13 protein-coding genes are annotated in these 17506 nt (G+C 46.1%); 3 read left to right on the forward strand and 10 right to left on the reverse strand.

Annotated features, from left to right (window positions below):
• Positions 1–22: 22 nt before the first annotated feature.
• On the reverse strand, positions 23–1486 hold the full coding sequence (locus ORJ01_RS15020; RefSeq protein WP_306178729.1) for a hypothetical protein: 1464 nt from the start codon (positions 1484–1486) through the stop codon (positions 23–25).
• A 39-nt stretch (positions 1487–1525) separates the two neighbouring features.
• Positions 1526–2527 carry an NAD(P)H-quinone oxidoreductase gene (locus ORJ01_RS15025; RefSeq protein ID WP_306178730.1) on the reverse strand — a complete coding sequence of 334 codons (1002 nt, stop codon included), beginning with the start codon at positions 2525–2527 and terminating at the stop codon, positions 1526–1528.
• A 95-nt stretch (positions 2528–2622) separates the two neighbouring features.
• On the opposite strand from ORJ01_RS15025, the gene ORJ01_RS15030 reads away from it, so the two are divergent.
• Positions 2623–3828, forward strand: coding sequence for a class I SAM-dependent rRNA methyltransferase (locus ORJ01_RS15030; RefSeq protein WP_306178731.1), 1206 nt, complete (start codon positions 2623–2625; stop codon positions 3826–3828).
• Positions 3829–4038: 210 nt separating this feature from the next.
• Here ORJ01_RS15030 and ORJ01_RS15035 read toward each other — a convergent pair whose 3' ends face one another.
• From ORJ01_RS15035 to ORJ01_RS15050, 4 genes are all read right to left on the reverse strand, one after another.
• Positions 4039–4338 carry a PilZ domain-containing protein gene (locus ORJ01_RS15035; protein ID WP_306178732.1) on the reverse strand — a complete coding sequence of 100 codons (300 nt, stop codon included), beginning with the start codon at positions 4336–4338 and terminating at the stop codon, positions 4039–4041.
• Positions 4339–4399: 61 nt separating this feature from the next.
• On the reverse strand, positions 4400–8284 hold the full coding sequence (gene hrpA / locus ORJ01_RS15040; RefSeq protein WP_306178733.1) for an ATP-dependent RNA helicase HrpA: 3885 nt from the start codon (positions 8282–8284) through the stop codon (positions 4400–4402).
• A 113-nt stretch (positions 8285–8397) separates the two neighbouring features.
• On the reverse strand, positions 8398–8817 hold the full coding sequence (locus ORJ01_RS15045) for a CBS domain-containing protein (RefSeq protein WP_226751664.1): 420 nt from the start codon (positions 8815–8817) through the stop codon (positions 8398–8400).
• A gap of 76 nt (positions 8818–8893) precedes the next feature.
• On the reverse strand, positions 8894–9901 hold the full coding sequence (locus tag ORJ01_RS15050) for an isoaspartyl peptidase/L-asparaginase family protein (RefSeq protein ID WP_306178734.1): 1008 nt from the start codon (positions 9899–9901) through the stop codon (positions 8894–8896).
• 478 nt (positions 9902–10379) lie between these two features.
• Here ORJ01_RS15050 and ggt point away from each other — a divergent pair, with 478 nt between their 5' ends.
• Positions 10380–12002, forward strand: coding sequence for a gamma-glutamyltransferase (gene ggt, locus ORJ01_RS15055; protein ID WP_371930775.1), 1623 nt, complete (start codon positions 10380–10382; stop codon positions 12000–12002).
• 89 nt (positions 12003–12091) lie between these two features.
• Positions 12092–13072, forward strand: coding sequence for a PHB depolymerase family esterase (locus ORJ01_RS15060; protein ID WP_306178736.1), 981 nt, complete (start codon positions 12092–12094; stop codon positions 13070–13072).
• Between the two features lie 4 nt (positions 13073–13076).
• Here ORJ01_RS15060 and ORJ01_RS15065 read toward each other — a convergent pair whose 3' ends face one another.
• The 4 genes from ORJ01_RS15065 to pyrD all read right to left on the reverse strand — a co-directional run bounded on the left by ORJ01_RS15065 (position 13077) and on the right by pyrD (position 17483).
• A complete protein-coding gene (locus tag ORJ01_RS15065; RefSeq protein WP_306178737.1) occupies positions 13077–14273 on the reverse strand; it encodes an SAM-dependent methyltransferase in 1197 nt (398 codons plus the stop codon).
• A 10-nt stretch (positions 14274–14283) separates the two neighbouring features.
• A complete protein-coding gene (gene cls, locus ORJ01_RS15070) occupies positions 14284–15792 on the reverse strand; it encodes a cardiolipin synthase (protein ID WP_306178738.1) in 1509 nt (502 codons plus the stop codon).
• Between the two features lie 66 nt (positions 15793–15858).
• Positions 15859–16374, reverse strand: a complete 516-nt coding sequence (locus ORJ01_RS15075) for a cell division protein ZapC domain-containing protein (RefSeq protein ID WP_226751670.1) — start codon at positions 16372–16374, stop codon at positions 15859–15861.
• Positions 16375–16472: 98 nt separating this feature from the next.
• Complete coding sequence (pyrD, locus tag ORJ01_RS15080; RefSeq protein WP_306178739.1) at positions 16473–17483, reverse strand: quinone-dependent dihydroorotate dehydrogenase; 1011 nt, start codon at positions 17481–17483, stop codon at positions 16473–16475.
• Positions 17484–17506: the final 23 nt, after the last annotated feature.

Below are 17506 nucleotides of genomic sequence, written 5' to 3' on the forward strand. Positions count from 1 at the left end.
CGGCTTAGGGTACTTTGCTAGCTTAGTTCGAGATCACTATGGCTTTATTCCACAAGTTTTGGTTTTTGGTATGTAGAAAATAATCATAAGGATGCCAAAACTTTGGAATGAGCGGTGAAGCCATGCGCTCTTGGAAGTCGTAAACGAGCTTGCGTAAAATATCTAACAAACGCTCTTCTGGTATCACTTCAAGCTTTTTACGGGCAGGCGCAAAATATAAGTTATTTTCAATGCTTAACACACAAGCTCGCGCAGACGCTTGGTAAGTTAAACTGTAGGTCACAATACGACAAAACGGCTGGCGGAAATTGCTCGGATAAAGCCCGGCAACGATGGCGTATTCATAACGATCCATGTCATTACCATCAGAGTCTTTTGGAATATAAGGCAAGCCATAACCTTGCGGAAACATCCCGACAATCCGCAAAAAACCCGCCACACTATTTTTACTAATTTTGCCAAGCTCAGCACTTTTATCTAGCGCCAAAGCGGCCTTTGGCAGATCTTCATAATTGTAAGATTGCTTGGTTGATAACACCATCGAAGTATAGATTTGCGGGATCCGCAGCACATTACCAATGCCCTCTTGCGGCCGGGCCGCTTGTTTCAGCAGCAACAGCAATAACTCACGTTTTTGCTCCTCATCACGCACAAAGCGATCTCGCTCATCACGAGCGCGCCCACGATAGCGGCCCTTACTCAGTGCATGCTGCACATAGTTAAACGCTTCAGTGTAACTGTCCTGTAAAAATGTATTGCGCTCATCCGCCTCGAGTTCACGAAACTCATCGAAGTTACCTTCAGGCCCTTTCAACAGCAATTGACAGCTGGGATGACAACGGCCGATATCTTGTAAAATCGCCGCCATTAACACCGTGACATGAATATTATCGCGATAAGGATGGTGAATAGCATTGTCCGCATAAGGAAGTTCTTTACTGGCTTGATAACATTCCATGATATACGGATGATCAATCAGACCGTCCATGACTAAACGGTCTAACAGGCGTAAGCTGAGTAATGCTTTATAAAGATGACGCACTTTTTGGTTGGTTTTGGCGACATGTCGGCCTTTAGTGGGCGACATCAATTGGATCGTACCGAGCATCTTGGCAGTTTGCTGGTTCGTATCCACAAAGGTGTCACTTTGGCATAGCTGTAATACGTCATAACAAATCGCTTCTAGCTCGCTATAACGCTGAAATTTTGCCTCTTCAATTTGATTATTGAATTCTTGAGATTGGCTTTCGGCCTCTTTTAAATTACGCGCTGTACCTGCCTTACCTTTCGCGCCGCTGTGATTGTTTTCAAATAAATACAATTGCTGCTCTAACGCAGCAGCCTGTGCATCTTCCTGTGGCTTAGCGGCAAACCAGAGCACAGCTTGCTCATAAATGGAGTCTTTCAACGGACTATGGTTATAAATCCGCTCTATCAGCCTTTGCACCGTTTTTGCATAGTTGGCCTTGCCAAAACTAACTGCCATGCGTTATGTCGTCCTTTCACTTGGCGAAACACCAATTAATTAAAATGTTAAAACTAATTTACCAATGGTTTGATTCGACGCCAGCAGTTGGTGTGCTTGCTCGACATCTGAGGCAGCAAATTGTTGCTGGATCACGGGTGTAACCTTGCCGCGGGCCATATCTGCTGCAAAATCGTGAATAAAGTCCGCAGTTAACTTGCCCTTATAGGCTAAATCGCGATTACGTAAGGTAGAACACCAAAGCTGACCGCGTTTTCGAAATAACGGCACTAGTTCGAATTCGGGCACCGTGCGTCCTCCCATCATCGCATAAATAATGATCTTACCATCTTGAGCTAATAAGGCGACGTCTTGATTAATATAAGGCCCGGCAACCGGATCTAAGATCAGATTAAAGCCTTCTGGCCAAAACTGTTTTAACGCGTCACTAAACTGTTGCTGCCGATAGTTGATAGCATATTCAGCACCGAGCTTTAAACATGCCTCGGCTTTGTCAGCACTGCCCACCGTAACGGCACTATGCAACCCTTTAGCTTTGGCTAATTGAATAGCAGAAGTGCCAACACCACTGGCTCCCGCATGAATAAGCACACGCTGGCCAGGTTGCGCTTGGCCTTCGGTAAATAATAATTGGTAAGCCGTTAAAAAGGTTTCTGCGGTTGCTGCGGCCTGAACCATGCTCCAGCCAGTTGGTACGAGCATAGCATGCGCTTCTGGCATCACCACATATTCGGCATAACCCCCACCATTGACTAAACCAAACACTTGCCGGCCCAGCCAAGCCTCTAAACGGGCATCCGCCACCGCCACCACGATGCCAGCCACCTCTAAGCCTAAAATGTCGCTATCGCCTGGCGGTGGCGGATACAACCCTTGGCGCTGCATCAAATCAGCACGATTAATCCCACAAGCCGCTACTTGAATTAATAGCTGACCGGTCATCAATTCTGGTATAGGTTGGCTTTGCCATACTAAAACACTGTTTTTACCGGGTTGCTGTACCGAAACGGCAAGCATTTGCTGCGGAATTGGCTTGTTCATAGCACTCCATAACGATAGCTTTACGAATTTACTTTAGCTTTGTCGGTCTCTTCTCTAAAATACGCCCTTTAGTCTAGCACAGCGTACATAAAATCATGAATAGAACCGTAAACTTACCTACAATTGTCTTGCAAGATGGTCGTGAAAAGGCTCTAAACCGCCGCCATCCGTGGCTGTTTTCCAATGCCATAGATAAGGTGTTAAATACCCCTAATCGCGGCGACACGGTTGAAGTACTCAGTAGTAAAGGACAATGGCTGGCACGGGCAGCCTATTCACCGAGTTCACAAATTCGCGCCCGCATCTGGACTTTCCAACAAGATGAAGCGATTGATGTTGATTTCTTCGTACGTAAAATCAGCCGAGCATGGCAGATCCGTCAAAGTGTCTTTAATACCGAAGATACCAATGGCCTGCGCATCATAGCAGCCGAGTCGGACGATCTTCCCGGCATTACTATCGATAAATTCGCCGATGTATTGGTGGTGCAGTTATTATCCGCGGGGGCGGATGCCAAACGCAAAATGCTGGTAAGCGCTTTGCGTCAGGTTTTTCCTGAGCACAGTATTTACGAGCGTTCAGATGTTGATATCCGTAAAAAAGAAGGCTTACCACTGGTTAAAGGCTGGTTACATTTACCCCGCGAAAGCGGCGAAGTGCTCATTAAAGAGCACGGTATGACGCTGATTGTTGATATTATTGAAGGCCACAAAACCGGTTTTTACCTCGATCAACGTGCCAGCCGTGCAGCCGTGCGTCGGTATGCCAAAAATGCCGAGATGTTAAACTGCTTTAGCTATACCGGTACCTTTGGCGTAGCTGCTTTATTAGGCGGTGCTCGTCATGTGACTAACGTGGATATGTCAGAGTTAGCCTTAACTACCGCCAGCCGTAACGCCGAGCTTAATCACTTAGATTTAAATGCCCTCACCCATACAAAGGCCGATGTGTTTAAGTTATTACGACAGTATCAAGAAGAAGGCAAAACCTTCGATCTGATTATATTAGACCCGCCGAAGTTTGCGGATAATAAATCACAACTCAATGGTGCCTGTCGGGGTTACAAAGATATAAACCGCTTAGCGATGCAATTAGTTAAACCTGGCGGTTTGCTCTTCACCTTTTCTTGCTCAGGCTTAATTGAAGAAGCATTATTTCAAAAAGTCGTGGCCGATGCGGCGCTGGATGCCAAGCGAGATTGTTTGTTTATCGAACGCTTACAACAAGACAGTGACCATCTGATTGCCAGCTTTTTTCCTGAAGGCTTTTACTTGAAAGGCTTAATTTGCAAAATATATTAAGGGTGCTTGAGATTTGCTGAATATTTGCAGCAATGCAGATTAAAGCTCTGTATGACAGAGTATGCCAGTGTGATGTAATTGACATGAGAATATGTCAGCAGCAGTAGCCTATATTATGGCAATGTTGCTGGCATCAGCCAATAAAAATGTTGCTACGCCTTTTTATTAAAAGCATAGCAACGTTTTATAGACACTGAGTGATTAACTGCTTTAGTTAAGCTCGATGAAAGCTAATCCCAAATTGTAGCTCTCTTCGCTGTCTTGACTGCAACGCATCACCTTAGCAGTCGCATCAAGCGGCGGTACGCTGGCATTCGGCGATTCTAAACGGATGCGAATTAAAGTGCCTAACTCAATCAACTCATCGGTTTCAACCGACATCCCCGAAGCACTTAAATCTCGACAAACCCCATCTATGACTCGGGCGGCTTCTGGGTCGTTAATCATCAGCTTTACATCAGCATTTACCATCATGCGGTAAAAATGCCGGTTATCATTCCTGTTTACCATATCGATTTCCTTACACTACTTAACCTTAATCTTAGCAAGCTTAACACAGCCTGCAAGTATATTATTTAAGCTCTTGTACGGCATTAAGGATCCGCTTCGCAGAAATGGGATAAGGCGTACCCAATTGCTGCGCATGCTGTGATACTTTTAGCTCTTGTAGCATCCAACTTATCGCGCTTACGGCCTCAGGTAAGGGTTGCCCAGCAAATTTGCCAAGTAGTTGCAAATAGGCTTGTTCGGCATGTTGATATTCGTGCATTAACAAACGATCTCGATTTGGATCGACCGGCAGTTTTTCTAAACGCTTCACCATAGCACTGAGATAACGCAGTAAATCGTCCATACGCGAAGCGCCATGTTTTGTAACAAAGCCTTTAAAAATCAATTGCTCTAATTGACTTTTCACATCGGCTTGCGCCTGATAATGCGCCAAATCGACTTTGCCCTTCAAACGCTTTTGAATTTCGTGATACTGATTAAGGATCCGCTCAACCTGCAGCGCAATTTGCCGCACCCGTTCAGCTAAATCAGCACGTAAGCGCTCTTTTAGCTGCTGAAACGCGTTGGCATCTTGTACCGGCAGTGCTTGCGTAATTAACTCATCGGTGGCTGCCGCAATACAATCATCAATCAGCTCTAATACCTTACCAAAAGGATTAAAGTACAAACCCAATTTGGCGCGGTTAGGTAACGTATCTTGCAAATACTTCACTGGGGATGGAATATTCAGCAATAATAAGCGACGCAAGCCTTTGATATGTTCTTGTTGCGCGCGCTGCGGATTATCCAACAGCCGAATGGCGACACTATCGCCTTCATCAATTAAAGCCGGAAAGGCTTTAATTTCAAAACCCGCTTGCAGCTTGACATACTCTTGCGGTAAATCACCAAAGGTCCAGTTCGTCAGCGCCGCTTGCTCAATACCTTGCTCTGCCACTTCGCTAAGGCTTTGCTGTACTTCACCTTGCAGCTGCTGTTTTAACAAAGCCAACGAACGCCCCTGAGCCACGAGCTTACGCTCATCGACAATTTTAAAATTCATCCGCAGATGCGCCGCTAAGCCTGACAGCTCCCAAGCATCTTCTGGAATATTCAGCCCCGACATTCGTTTTAATTTATACGTAACAACGTCTAACAGAGGGCCATCCTCTGGTTGAATGCTTTGCAACAAGGCATCGGCGTAATTTGGCGCGGGCACAAAATTACGCCGCAAGTTTTTTGGTAACGATTTAATCAAAGCCACCAGTAATTCATGACGTAATGCTGGGATCAACCAATCAAAACCGGTATTTTCAACCTGATTCAGCAGCGCCAGCGGGATCAATACACTGACACCATCATCAGGTTCACCAGGTGCAAAATGGTATTCTAATGGTAAGGTTAAATTTCCCTGCTGCCAGCTTTCTGGAAATTTAGCCGAGGTAATATCTGAGGCATCCCGCTGTAATAAAGCATCAGGATCGAAATTTAAAAAAGTCGCATCTTGTTGCCGTTTTTTCTTCCACCATTTAATAAAATCAACACGATTATTAGCATATACGGGAATACGCTCAGCATAAAAACTGGCTAACGCATCATCATCGATTAAAATATCGCGACGCCGAGATTTCTCTTCGAGCGATTGCACCTGCTCAATTAATTGCTGATTGTGTTGTAAAAATGCATCTTGTAGCCCCGACTCGCCATTAATCAAGCCTTCGCGAATAAACAATTGGTGAGACACGGCTTCATCAATACGGCTATACAGAACCGGTCTTTTTCCAACAATGATCACACCGTATAACGTCACTTGTTCATAAGCGACGACAGCGCCTTTTTTCTTTTCCCAATGCGGTTCACTGTAACTGCGGTTAACCAAATGCTGCGCCAAGGGTTCAACCCACTCGGGTTCAATTTTAGCTAAACTTCGCGCATACAAACGGCTGGTTTCAACCCATTCAGCGGCCATAACCCATTTAGGTTTGCGTTTGAACAAATGGCTGCCCGGAAAAGCATAAAAACGGGTTTGCCGCGGGCCCAAATAATCGGCTTCGCTGTCTTTACAGCCAATTTGCCCCAATAAACCGCTTAACAATGACATATGCACTTGCTGATAATTCGCGGCTTGTTCGTTGCTTTTTAGTTGCTGCTCTTGGGCCACCTGGCTTAATTGCGCAACGAGATCTTGCCACTCGCGCACACGTAGGTAGTTTAAAAATTCTAACCGGCAGTTACGTCGAAATTGATTATTCGTTAAGGCATCTTGCTGTTGTTGCAGGTGATCCCACAGTTTAAGCCAACTGCTAAAATCAGAATCCGGATCGGCAAAGCGGCTATGTAATTCATCGGCTTTTTGCTGTTTATCCAGTGGCCGCTCTCGCGGATCTTGGATAGATAACGCCGCCACAATCACTAACACTTCCCGCAAGGCGCCATTATCACTGGCGGCTATCACCATCCGAGCTAAACGCGGATCGATAGGTAAACGTGCCAGTTGCTTTCCTAACGCGGTTAATTTTAGTGGGTCTTTACCGCGCTGCTGTGCAATTGCACTGAGCTCTTCTAATAGTTTTAAACCATCATTGACGAAGCGGCTATCGGGTTTTTGTAAAAAAGGAAAGGCTTCAATATCACCTAATCCCAGCGCCAGCATTTGCATAATCACCGATGCAAGGTTCGTACGCAGGATCTCCGGATCGGTAAACTCGGGGCGTCCGATAAAGTCTTCTTCGCTATATAAACGAATACAAATACCGGCAGCGACCCGACCACAGCGGCCTTTACGTTGATTCGCGCTCGCTTGACTGATCGCTTCAATGGGTAATTGTTGTACTTTGGAGCGATAGCTATAGCGCGAAATACGCGCAGTACCCGGATCGATCACATAACGGATCCCTGGTACCGTTAAGGAAGTTTCGGCCACGTTGGTTGATAACACGATGCGTCGGCCTGCATGTTGCTGAAAAATCCGATTTTGCTCGGCAGCACTTAGCCGCGCATACAGCGGTAAAACTTCGGTGTGCGGTAATTGCAGTTTTTCTAGCGCATCGGCCGTATCACGAATTTCACGCTCACCGTTTAAGAAAATTAAAATGTCACCTGGCGGCTCTTGATAGAGCTCATTGACGGCATCAAAGATACCTTGCAACTGATCGCCATCTTTATCATCCAGTTCACTGTAAGGGCGATAACGCACTTCTACCGGATAAGTTCGCCCCGACACTTCAACAATAGGCGCATCGAAAAAGTGCTTCGAAAACCGTTCCGGATCAATTGTCGCAGAAGTAATAATGACCTTTAAATCAGGACGCTTAGGTAATAATTGCTTCAAATAACCTAATAAGAAATCGATATTTAAGCTGCGCTCATGCGCTTCATCAATGATCAACGTATCGTATTGATTTAAAAACCGGTCATGCTGCATCTCGGTCAGCAAAATACCGTCGGTCATTAACTTTATTAAGGTGTCGGCATGAGTATGATCGCCAAAGCGGATTTTATAACCAACTTGCTGCCCAACCTGACAATCTAATTCTTCAGCTAAACGCGCACAAACACTGCGGGCGGCAAGACGGCGGGGCTGGGTATGGCCGATCGTACCGGCCACACCTCGGCCCAGCTCTAAACAAATTTTCGGGATCTGAGTGGTTTTACCCGAACCGGTTTCACCGGCAATGATCACCACTTGATGCGCAGCAATGGCGGCTTTAATGTCATCTTTTTTAGCAACAACCGGTAACTCTTGAGGATAATGAAGCGCCGGCACAGCTTTCGCCCGCACTTGGCGCAGCGCCATGGAGCGCTCAATATCGGCACAAAGCCGAGACAATTTACTTTGTTGTGCAGCAACGTCAGCAAGTTTTTTTAGCGCAGATAATTGGCGACGGAAACGAAACTGATCTTGCAGTAAGCAATCAGCTAATTTTGCGTAACATTCGGAAACAGAAAATGGTGCTGTAGCAGACAAAATAACGCCCTCAGAAGTCAGAGGGCGCAATGCTACCAAGTAAGGGTGCGGCAATCCAGTAATACGCTACACCGCCTGCTAACTGAAGTGTAAATATACTGAGGCGTCAGTGTTTAACCTACTTTACCGTAATGCGAATGCAGTTCCTTGTCTATTGCCGCTAACACATCGGAACGGGTAATGATCCCCAGTAAAAAACCATCATCGTCGACAACCGGATAGAGTTTCGGCTGCGCTTTCAACATAGTTTGTGCTACATCAATGATGCCGTAGTAATCTTTAACCGTCAGCACATTCGTTTGCATAATATCTGACACTTTAAATGATTGCTGATCGTGATAGGTTGACATCAGCATTCGGGCTAAACAATCTTGCTCTGAAATAAACCCAATAATTTTGCGCCGTTCATCAATAACCGGCCCACCGGTTTGTCGGCATTTAATTAATCGATCAACAGCCATTTCTACTGGCATCTCCGCATTAAACGTCACGGGATGCTTATTCATATAATCAGCGACTTTCAGTAAATCCATATTTCCCCCACAACAACCTGTTAGTTAACTTTTTAAGCTTAGCTCATCAGGTTAATTTTGCATGGAGGGTTAACGATTAATTCTCAGCGTTGTCACTAAAAATTTCTACCCGCAATGGCGTGACTGCGCCACGCATTGCGCGGTACATCCCTTCAGTATTAAACGCCCAGCTTAATTGCCCTGCCGCGTCCACCACAATAACACCACCAGTGCCCCCTACTTTTGCCAGTTCACTCATGACTTCTTGAGCGGCCAAAGAGGCCGTTTTACCTTGATATTTAACCCGTGCGCAGATATCAGAAGCCACTTGATAGCGGATAAAGTATTCACCATGGCCTGTCGCAGAAACCGCACAGCTGCTGTTATCCGCAAAGTTACCAGCACCAATCACCGGAGCATCGCCAATGCGGCCATAGCGTTTCGCGGTCATACCACCGGTTGAAGTGGCAGCGGCTAAATTACCAGCCTGATCTATCGCAACCGCGCCCACGGTGCCCATGCGCCAGGCTGGATCAAATGGGATCTGTGCTTGATGCGGTTGCGGTGCCATAGCTTGCTTAGCGCGTTGCAAGGCTTCATACCGAAACTCGGTGTTGTAATAGGTATTTTTCACTCGCTCAAGTGGTAAGGTATCAGCAAAGGTTTCAGCTCCGGCGCCAGCAAGCATGACATGCTCAGATTGCTCCATCACGGCGCGCGCTAATAAAATGGGGTTTTTAATCGTACTTATCCCCGCCACGGCACCGGCTTGTCGGTCTTGTCCCTGCATGATTGACGCATCCAATTCATGCTGCTCGTCAAAGGTATATACCGCCCCCTTGCCCGCATTAAATAACGGTGAATCCTCCAACAGCATCACTGCAGCAGTCACGGCATCTAAGCTGCTACCGCCTTGCTGTAGTACCGCGTAACCTTGCTCTACGGCTTGGGTTAACGCCGCTTCATAGGCTTGTTGCTGCTCAGTTGTCATCTGTGCTTTGTTGATCGTGCCTGCACCACCATGAATAACAATACCAACGGGGCTTGCTGCGAATGAACTAACACAAGCAACACCTAGCAATGCCGCTAACACGGAAACTTTCATCGTCTTGTCTACCTTTTTCAGTGAATAAGTTCTGCTATTAGATGTACGTTATTTCAGCGGGCTCAGCAAGTATATCGGTTGATTATGCTATTTCTTGCGATAGATCAAAACGTAAAATCAGCTAGTGCTTATATTAACGCTCGTTGTTAGCATTTTTGGTGATACAACACTAACCTGACACTTGGCGCCTTTATTGGGCGCCTTTTTTTGTTGCTCAGCCGCTTGCTAAGCGCTGAGTCAATCGAAGGTGTACTGCATGCTGGATGGCACTGACCGCGTTAAGTTAGCCCATAAATGCTATGCAAAACAGCACTCAACGCCGCTTTATTTTTGCTAAGACAAAAAACGCATTAGAACATCGATTTCTTTTCTTAAACGTCAATGCTATGTTCTGTGTTTCATCTTTGTTCGGAGCTTCGCTATGTTTTTCTTCACTCGTCCGTTCAGCCGCTTAGGGCTGATTGTTTGTCTCACTGTTATGTCTCCCGTGCAGGCAGAAAACGCCCTTAGCGCCGGTGCGGTCGCCAGCCCAGATCGTTATGGTGCAGAAGTAGCGGCTGCGGTGCTAAAACAAGGCGGCAATGCCGTTGATGCAGCAGTGGCTACGGCTTTAACCTTAGCGGTAACCTATCCTGAGGCAGGCAATATCGGTGGCGGTGGCTTTATGACACTGTGGTTTAACAATAAAGCCTATTTTCTTGACTATCGGGAAATGGCACCGGCAAAAGCGCACCGCGATATGTATTTAAATGCCGAAGGTGAAGTGATTGAAGGCATGAGCTTAGTGGGTCATCAAGCCTCGGGCGTGCCAGGTACCGTCATGGGCTTGTGGCAAGCACACCAACAATTCGGCAGCTTGCCTTGGGCAAGTTTAGTCGCGCCAGCGATTAAACTGGCAGAGGAAGGCTTTACCGTGCCAGATAAAGCCTATCATTATGAAGGGAATGCGCTTCAACGTTATGCCGGACGGACAAACTTTGCTAACTATTTTGGCGCAATGCGCCCAGGCGAACAGTTTAAACAACCGGCTTTAGCAAAAACCTTAAGCCGAATTGCTGAGCATGGGCCAGCCGATTTTTACCAAGGTGAAACCGCAAAATTACTGTTAGCTGAAATGACAAGGGGGCAAGGTTTAATCAGTGCCGAAGACTTAGCCAATTATCGGGCAGTCTGGCGCAACCCTATTGTGACTACTTGGCGCGATAAACAATTGATAACCGTCGCACCGCCTAGCTCAGGAGGTATTGCGTTAATTCAATTGCTGACATTAAAAGATCTGAATGCCCCCCACTTTGCTAATGTCAGCCATAACTCGGCCCAATACGTTCACTTAATTGCCGAAATCGAAAAACGCGTTTTTGCCGATCGTGCCGATTATCTTGGTGATCCTGATTTTACTGAATTACCACAGCAACGCTTACTCGATCAGCGTTACTTAGCCAAGCGCGCCAGTGAAGTGAATGCCAAGGCTATTTCAGAGACGGCAAAAGTACGCCCGGGTTTAGAATCTGAGCAAACCACGCATTTTTCCATCGTCGATAAAGCCGGTAATGCGGTGTCAAATACCTATACCCTGAATTTAGATTATGGCAGTGGTGTTGTGGTGACCGATGCAGGCTTTTTATTAAATAATGAAATGGATGATTTTTCTGCCAAAGCCGGTGTGCCGAACGCTTTTGGTGTGGTTGGTAGCGATGCCAATGCCATTGCGCCGAAAAAACGCATGTTATCCTCGATGACGCCGAGTATTGTGTTAAAAGATCAAAAACTGGAATTAGTGATTGGCACACCTGGTGGCTCAACCATTTTCACCAGTATCTTTCAGGTGATGCTGAATATTTACGATTATAAAATGACTCCCGCTGCTGCGGTAGCTGCGATGCGCTTTCATCATCAATTATTACCTCAAGATCAAATTCGCTTAGAACCCTATGCCAATTTAGCCAGTGAAGTGGCAGCAGAGTTAAAACAGCGTGGATATCAGCTTCACACGCCAAACTGGAACCTTGGCGATATTCAATTAATTAAAATTGAAAATCAGACACCGATCGCCGTGGCCGATCCGCGAGGTCGCGGTGTAGCGTTACTGGTTGAAGATTAATTACCGCTCGCTACTGTACTAAAGCCTTATTGTCGTTAGTCGCATGCTGACCGATAGTAAGGCATCTAATTGTTATTTTTGGAGTGACTATGTTGTCATGTCGTTTAGCTGTGCTCAGTGCTATGGTAGTCAGTACCTCTCTCGCCGCCAGCGAACCCTTACCTAAATTGAATTTAACCGCAAATATCACCGTTTCAGGCTTGTCTTCCGGCGGCTATATGGCCGGTCAGTTTCATCAAGCTTATGCTGAAGAAGTGACGGGGGTCGCCATTTTAGCCGCTGGGCCGGTTAACTGTGCTCAAGGCGATTTACGTATTGCTATGGGGCACTGCATGGCGAACCCGAACTCAGAGCCTGATTTAGCCTCTATTGAAACGAAACTGAATCAGTTACGCGAGGCGGGAGAATTAGCGCCACTGAGCGCGGTACAAGGCGCTAAAGTGTGGTTGTTCAATGGCAGTGCCGATCAAACCGTGTCAGCTAAAGTCGGCGCGGCCTTAGCCAGACAATATACTCATTGGTTACCTGCAGCGCAGTTAGCCGTTGTGGCCGATCAACCTTTTGCGCACCACTTTCCCACGGCAAAAGCCGGTTTGACTGAGTGTGATAAATCAGAATCACCTTTTATCGCCAGTTGTCAGTATGACGCTGCAGCAAAACTACTGGGCCATATCTTGGCTAAACCTTTAAAAGCCGCTACGGATCCGATTGGTCAGTTACTGAAACTGGATCAACACCAGTTAGCACCCGCCAGTCAAGGTCAGTTAGCACAGTATGGTTATGTGTATATCCCGCAAAGCTGTTCTGCCGGCCAACGTTGTGACTTGCACATTAGCTTTCATGGCTGTCGACAAGACGCTAGCCAGATCGGAGAAGCCTATCTGCGACAAACCGGTTTAAATGACTATGCTGAAGCCAATCAACTGGTGGTGTTATATCCGCAAGTTGAAAAAAGCACGTTAAACCCGTTTGGCTGTTGGGATTGGTGGGGCTATAGCGCAAGCAATTACCTCACCAAAAAAGGCCCACAGAACCTTGCCGTAAAACATTTGGCGGCGGCTCTGCGTTAACACTCTAACAAGAGGCGGTGTTTGCGGACGCCGCCAATAATTGCTCCAAACAATGCTGCTCTACTCCATAAAACTGCTTTAAAGCGGCAATCTTGGCTAACACAGCGCTATTATCCTCAGGGTTTTGGCGCTTTGTTGCTAAGATCATTTTGTTCTTACTGGTATGTTCCAACGAAATAAACTCAAACACCTTGGTCTGATAGCCGTGTGCTTCTAATAGCAATGCGCGCAAACTGTCGGTGAGCATTTCTGCTTCCTGCCCCAAATGTATACCATGCTGTAGCATGGGGGCTAGCACGTCGGGTAAGCGTACCTGAGGGCGAATTTCTTTATGACAACAGGGTGAGCACATGATGATCTCTGCTCCGGTACGGATCCCCATATGCAGTGCGTGATCCGTCGCGGTATCACAAGCATGTAACGCCACCATGATATTAATACCCCGAGCTTTAAAGTGCTTTACATCACCTTGTTCAAAATCCAGACCGCTTAACCCCAGCTTTTGCGCCGTGTTATTACATAAATCCACTAAAGGTTGGCGCAACTCTACACCGGTAACCTGCACCGTTAAACCTAAGGTATGGGTAAAGTAATCATGCATAGCAAAGGTTAAATAAGCTTTACCCGAGCCAAAATCGGCTACGCGTAACTGTTGCCGCTGACTCAAACCGGATTCTTTTACCGCAGCCGCTAAAATTTCGACAAACTTATTCAGCTGTTTCCATTTATTGGATAGCGCCGGAATAATCTGACCTTGCTGATCAGTGACCCCTAACGCTTTTAAAAACGGCTGGCTTTGCTCGACATAGCGCTGCTTTTGCCGATTATGACTGGCCACACTGACCGTTTGCGTGTGTTGGGTTTGGCAGCTTAATAAAAACTTGCCTTTTTTACTTAAACTAAGCTGACATTGCTGTGTGCTTGTTTGTAAATTCGCTTGCCGAAAGTCATTCTGTACTAAGCCGGCAATGAGGCTAAGGGCCTGCTCTGGTAATAGGTTTTTTGTGATGTGATTCGTTTGATAATGATAAACACACTTTAATTGCCATTGTGCTTTAAGTTGCACGGGTGTCATTTCTAAGCGTTGTAGAGCGGCTTCGGGGCCGTGGTATTTACTCAACACCACTTTCACCAGTTGCTCAGCCCGCAGGGCGTGCTGTAACACTTCGATAAACTGTTGATAGTTTGCTTGCACTTGCATCGCAATACTCCTAAAGGATCGGCGCCAGCAAATGAGCCGCACGTGCAAACACACGATGCCACCAAGGCTGAGCCTGTAATTCGGTTAAGTTCATTTGGCGCGACCGCGCAAAATCATGCTGAAATTGTGCCGCCAAGTTCTGTACAAAGGTGTCATCAAGCACCAGTGCCGTAATTTCAAAATTTAGTCGAAACGAGCGATTATCTAAATTAATGGTGCCCACTGCGGCGAGTTGTTGATCAACAATAAAGCTTTTAGCATGCAAAAAACCCTGCTGATAACGATAAATGCTTACGCCCGCATCCAATAAAGGCCCAATAAAAGCATAGGCCGCATGGGTGACCAACACATTGTCTGTCCGCTCTGGGATCAACACCCGTACATCAACACCGCGAAGCGCCGCCAGTTTTAACGCCGCTAATGTGCCTTCATCTGGCACAAAGTATGGGCTGGAAATCCAAAACCGATGTTTGGCACTGTGTATGGCATGCTGGATCAGTAAACTGGCCGTTTCAAATCGATCTGCAGGGCCTGAGGGTAAGATTAATACCGCAGCATCACCCTTTGCTGCGGCCTGGGCTTGCCATTGTAATGCCGGCAGGCTGTCGGTACTCCAAAACCAATCTTCCACAAAAGACAGCTGCAAGGCTTGTACTGCGGGGCCCGTTAATTTTAAATGGGTATCTCGCCATGCGCCATAGCGAGGATCCTGCCCCAAATATTCATCACCCACATTTAAGCCCCCTAACCAGCCGAATTGACCATCCGCAATCACGATTTTGCGATGATTGCGAAAATTCAGTTGGAAACGGTTACCCGGGCCTTTAGTGGATTGAAATGGCCGAATATCAACACCGGCGGTTCGTAATGCGCGAATATACTGATGCGGAAAACGATAACTACCAATTTCATCATATAAAAAATACACTTTCACGCCAGCGCGCGCTTTATCAATCAGCAATTGCTGCAACTGGCGACCTAATTCATCGTATCTAACAATATAGAATTGTACCAGCACATACGCTTCTGCAGCTCGGATCCCAGCAAACATGCTAGCAAAACTCTGTGCACCATCAATTAATAATTCTGGTTGATTACCGGTTAAAAACGGCATTTTAGCTAGGCGTTCCACCGCATCTAACTGACTTATTGCTAAGGTTTCATCGCGAATAAAGGGATCAACACTGCTGGTTTTTAACTGATGCTTGGCTGCTAATTCGTTATCCGTAGACTGTCGGGAAATCACATACCCCTGAAATCGACTGCGGCCAAAAATCCAATAAGCCGGCACGGCAACATAAGGCATGGTATTAAGCGACACTAACCAAGCAATACTGCCTTGCGCGGTACGAGATGACATCAAGGCATCAACCGAAGACAACAAACCTGACAGATGAAATAAGACAAGAAAGAGTAGTAACAGACGGCGTTTTTTACTTAACCCTGAATGGCTAGGGCTATCACTATCGCTAGTAGTGCGCTGCAGCGCTTGCTGCAGTAATTTTTTTATGCGAAGCATGACACGTTAACCTACCCTTTAAAGCCACGCTGTAGTTTAACATGGCGCCAAGCAGAAGGGATGCCGTTAGGCTGTTTGGGCAAAATCAACGTTCATTTCAAAGAGTTGTGCACGATTACGCAATACGCGGATCACGCTGCCACGAGTGAGCAACTTACCCGCTAAGGTTTCGCCTTTGGTTAGTAGTAAACATTCGATACATTCTAAGTCTGAGGCGACCACTAAAGCAGGAATAATATCTTTACCCTGTAACTGTACTAATTGATACAAACCAATGTCTTGTTGGCGCTGAGTAACAAAATACCAGCTTTTATGCGCAGATAATTGGCGATAACGATTAGCTAAGGCATGCAAAGCAAACTGTTCTCGCTCTTCATCACTCAAGGGCAAAGGTAATAACACATCATGAAAACGCCAAAAAGCCTCAGCTTCCTCTAACGAAAAAGGCTGTGAGACGATTTTTTGATTGAGCACAGCGCCCGTTAACTCGGAAGTGAACGATGACGATGCACTCAAGGTTAACAACAAACGATCTGAATTTTGGCAATAATACCAAACCCAATGTTCTGATGGCGTTAACATCTGATGTTCTTTACTCCTTGAAACAGAACAGATAACTACAAAGTACTATAGCACGCAGATCAGATTTGAAAAGCGCAATTCACATTAAAAACGCTTTTTTATAGCGATTCAACGATGTTTTTCACGAGTTTAGGGCCATGATAGATAAACCCGGTGTAAACTTGCAACAGATCAGCCCCTGCCGAAAGTTTTGCTTGCGCTGAAGCCGAATTGTTGATACCGCCCACCCCAATAATAGGAAAGTCCTTACCTACTTTATGGCGTAATTGAGCAATGACTTCCGTACTTTTGTGTTGTACGGGTAAACCACTTAAGCCACCTGCTTCATTGGCAAAAGGTAAATTCACCACTTGGCTTCGGTCTAAAGTGGTATTGGTGGCAATAGCACCGTCCATTTTACTGCGCAGTAAGGTATCAGCGACTTGTTCCACCGCGATTAAATCCATATCCGGTGCTATCTTCACGAAAACCGGCACATACTTATCATATTGAGCTTGTAAGTCTAATTGCTCGTTTTTTACCGCCATTAATAAATCGAGTAAGGCTTCACCAAATTGTAAATCACGTAAGCCCGGCGTATTTGGCGAAGAAATATTGACCGTGATATAGCTGGCATGGGCGTAAACCTTGCGCATACAGTGAATATAGTCGTCTTTACCCTGCTCGTTCGAGGTATCTTTGTTTTTACCAATATTAATACCCAGCACGCCTTTGAATTGGCTGTTTTTGACATTGTTAACGAGATAGTCAACACCTTTATTGTTAAAGCCCATGCGATTAATAATGGCTTCGGCTTGTGGTAAACGGAACATCCGCGGCTTATCATTACCCGCTTGTGGCCGTGGCGTTACTGTACCTACTTCAATAAAGCCAAAACCCATTTGGCCAAAAGCATCAATACAATCCGCATTTTTATCTAGACCGGCGGCTAAACCAACCGGGTTATCAAAATGGATCCCTGCTATGGTTTTGGGTTTTGCCACTAATTGTTGCCGCCATAAGCCTGCAACAGGAGAATGCGCTAGCCGTTTTAGGCTGCCTAAAGCGAAGTCATGCGAGCGTTCAGCATCACAGGTAAATAACAGTTTCTTGGTCAATGAATAAAACATAGTTGGTCCTGCAATAAAAAACC

The sequence above is a fragment of the Alishewanella sp. SMS8 genome (assembly GCF_030737935.1).
Lineage (GTDB): Bacteria > Pseudomonadota > Gammaproteobacteria > Enterobacterales > Alteromonadaceae > Alishewanella > Alishewanella maricola.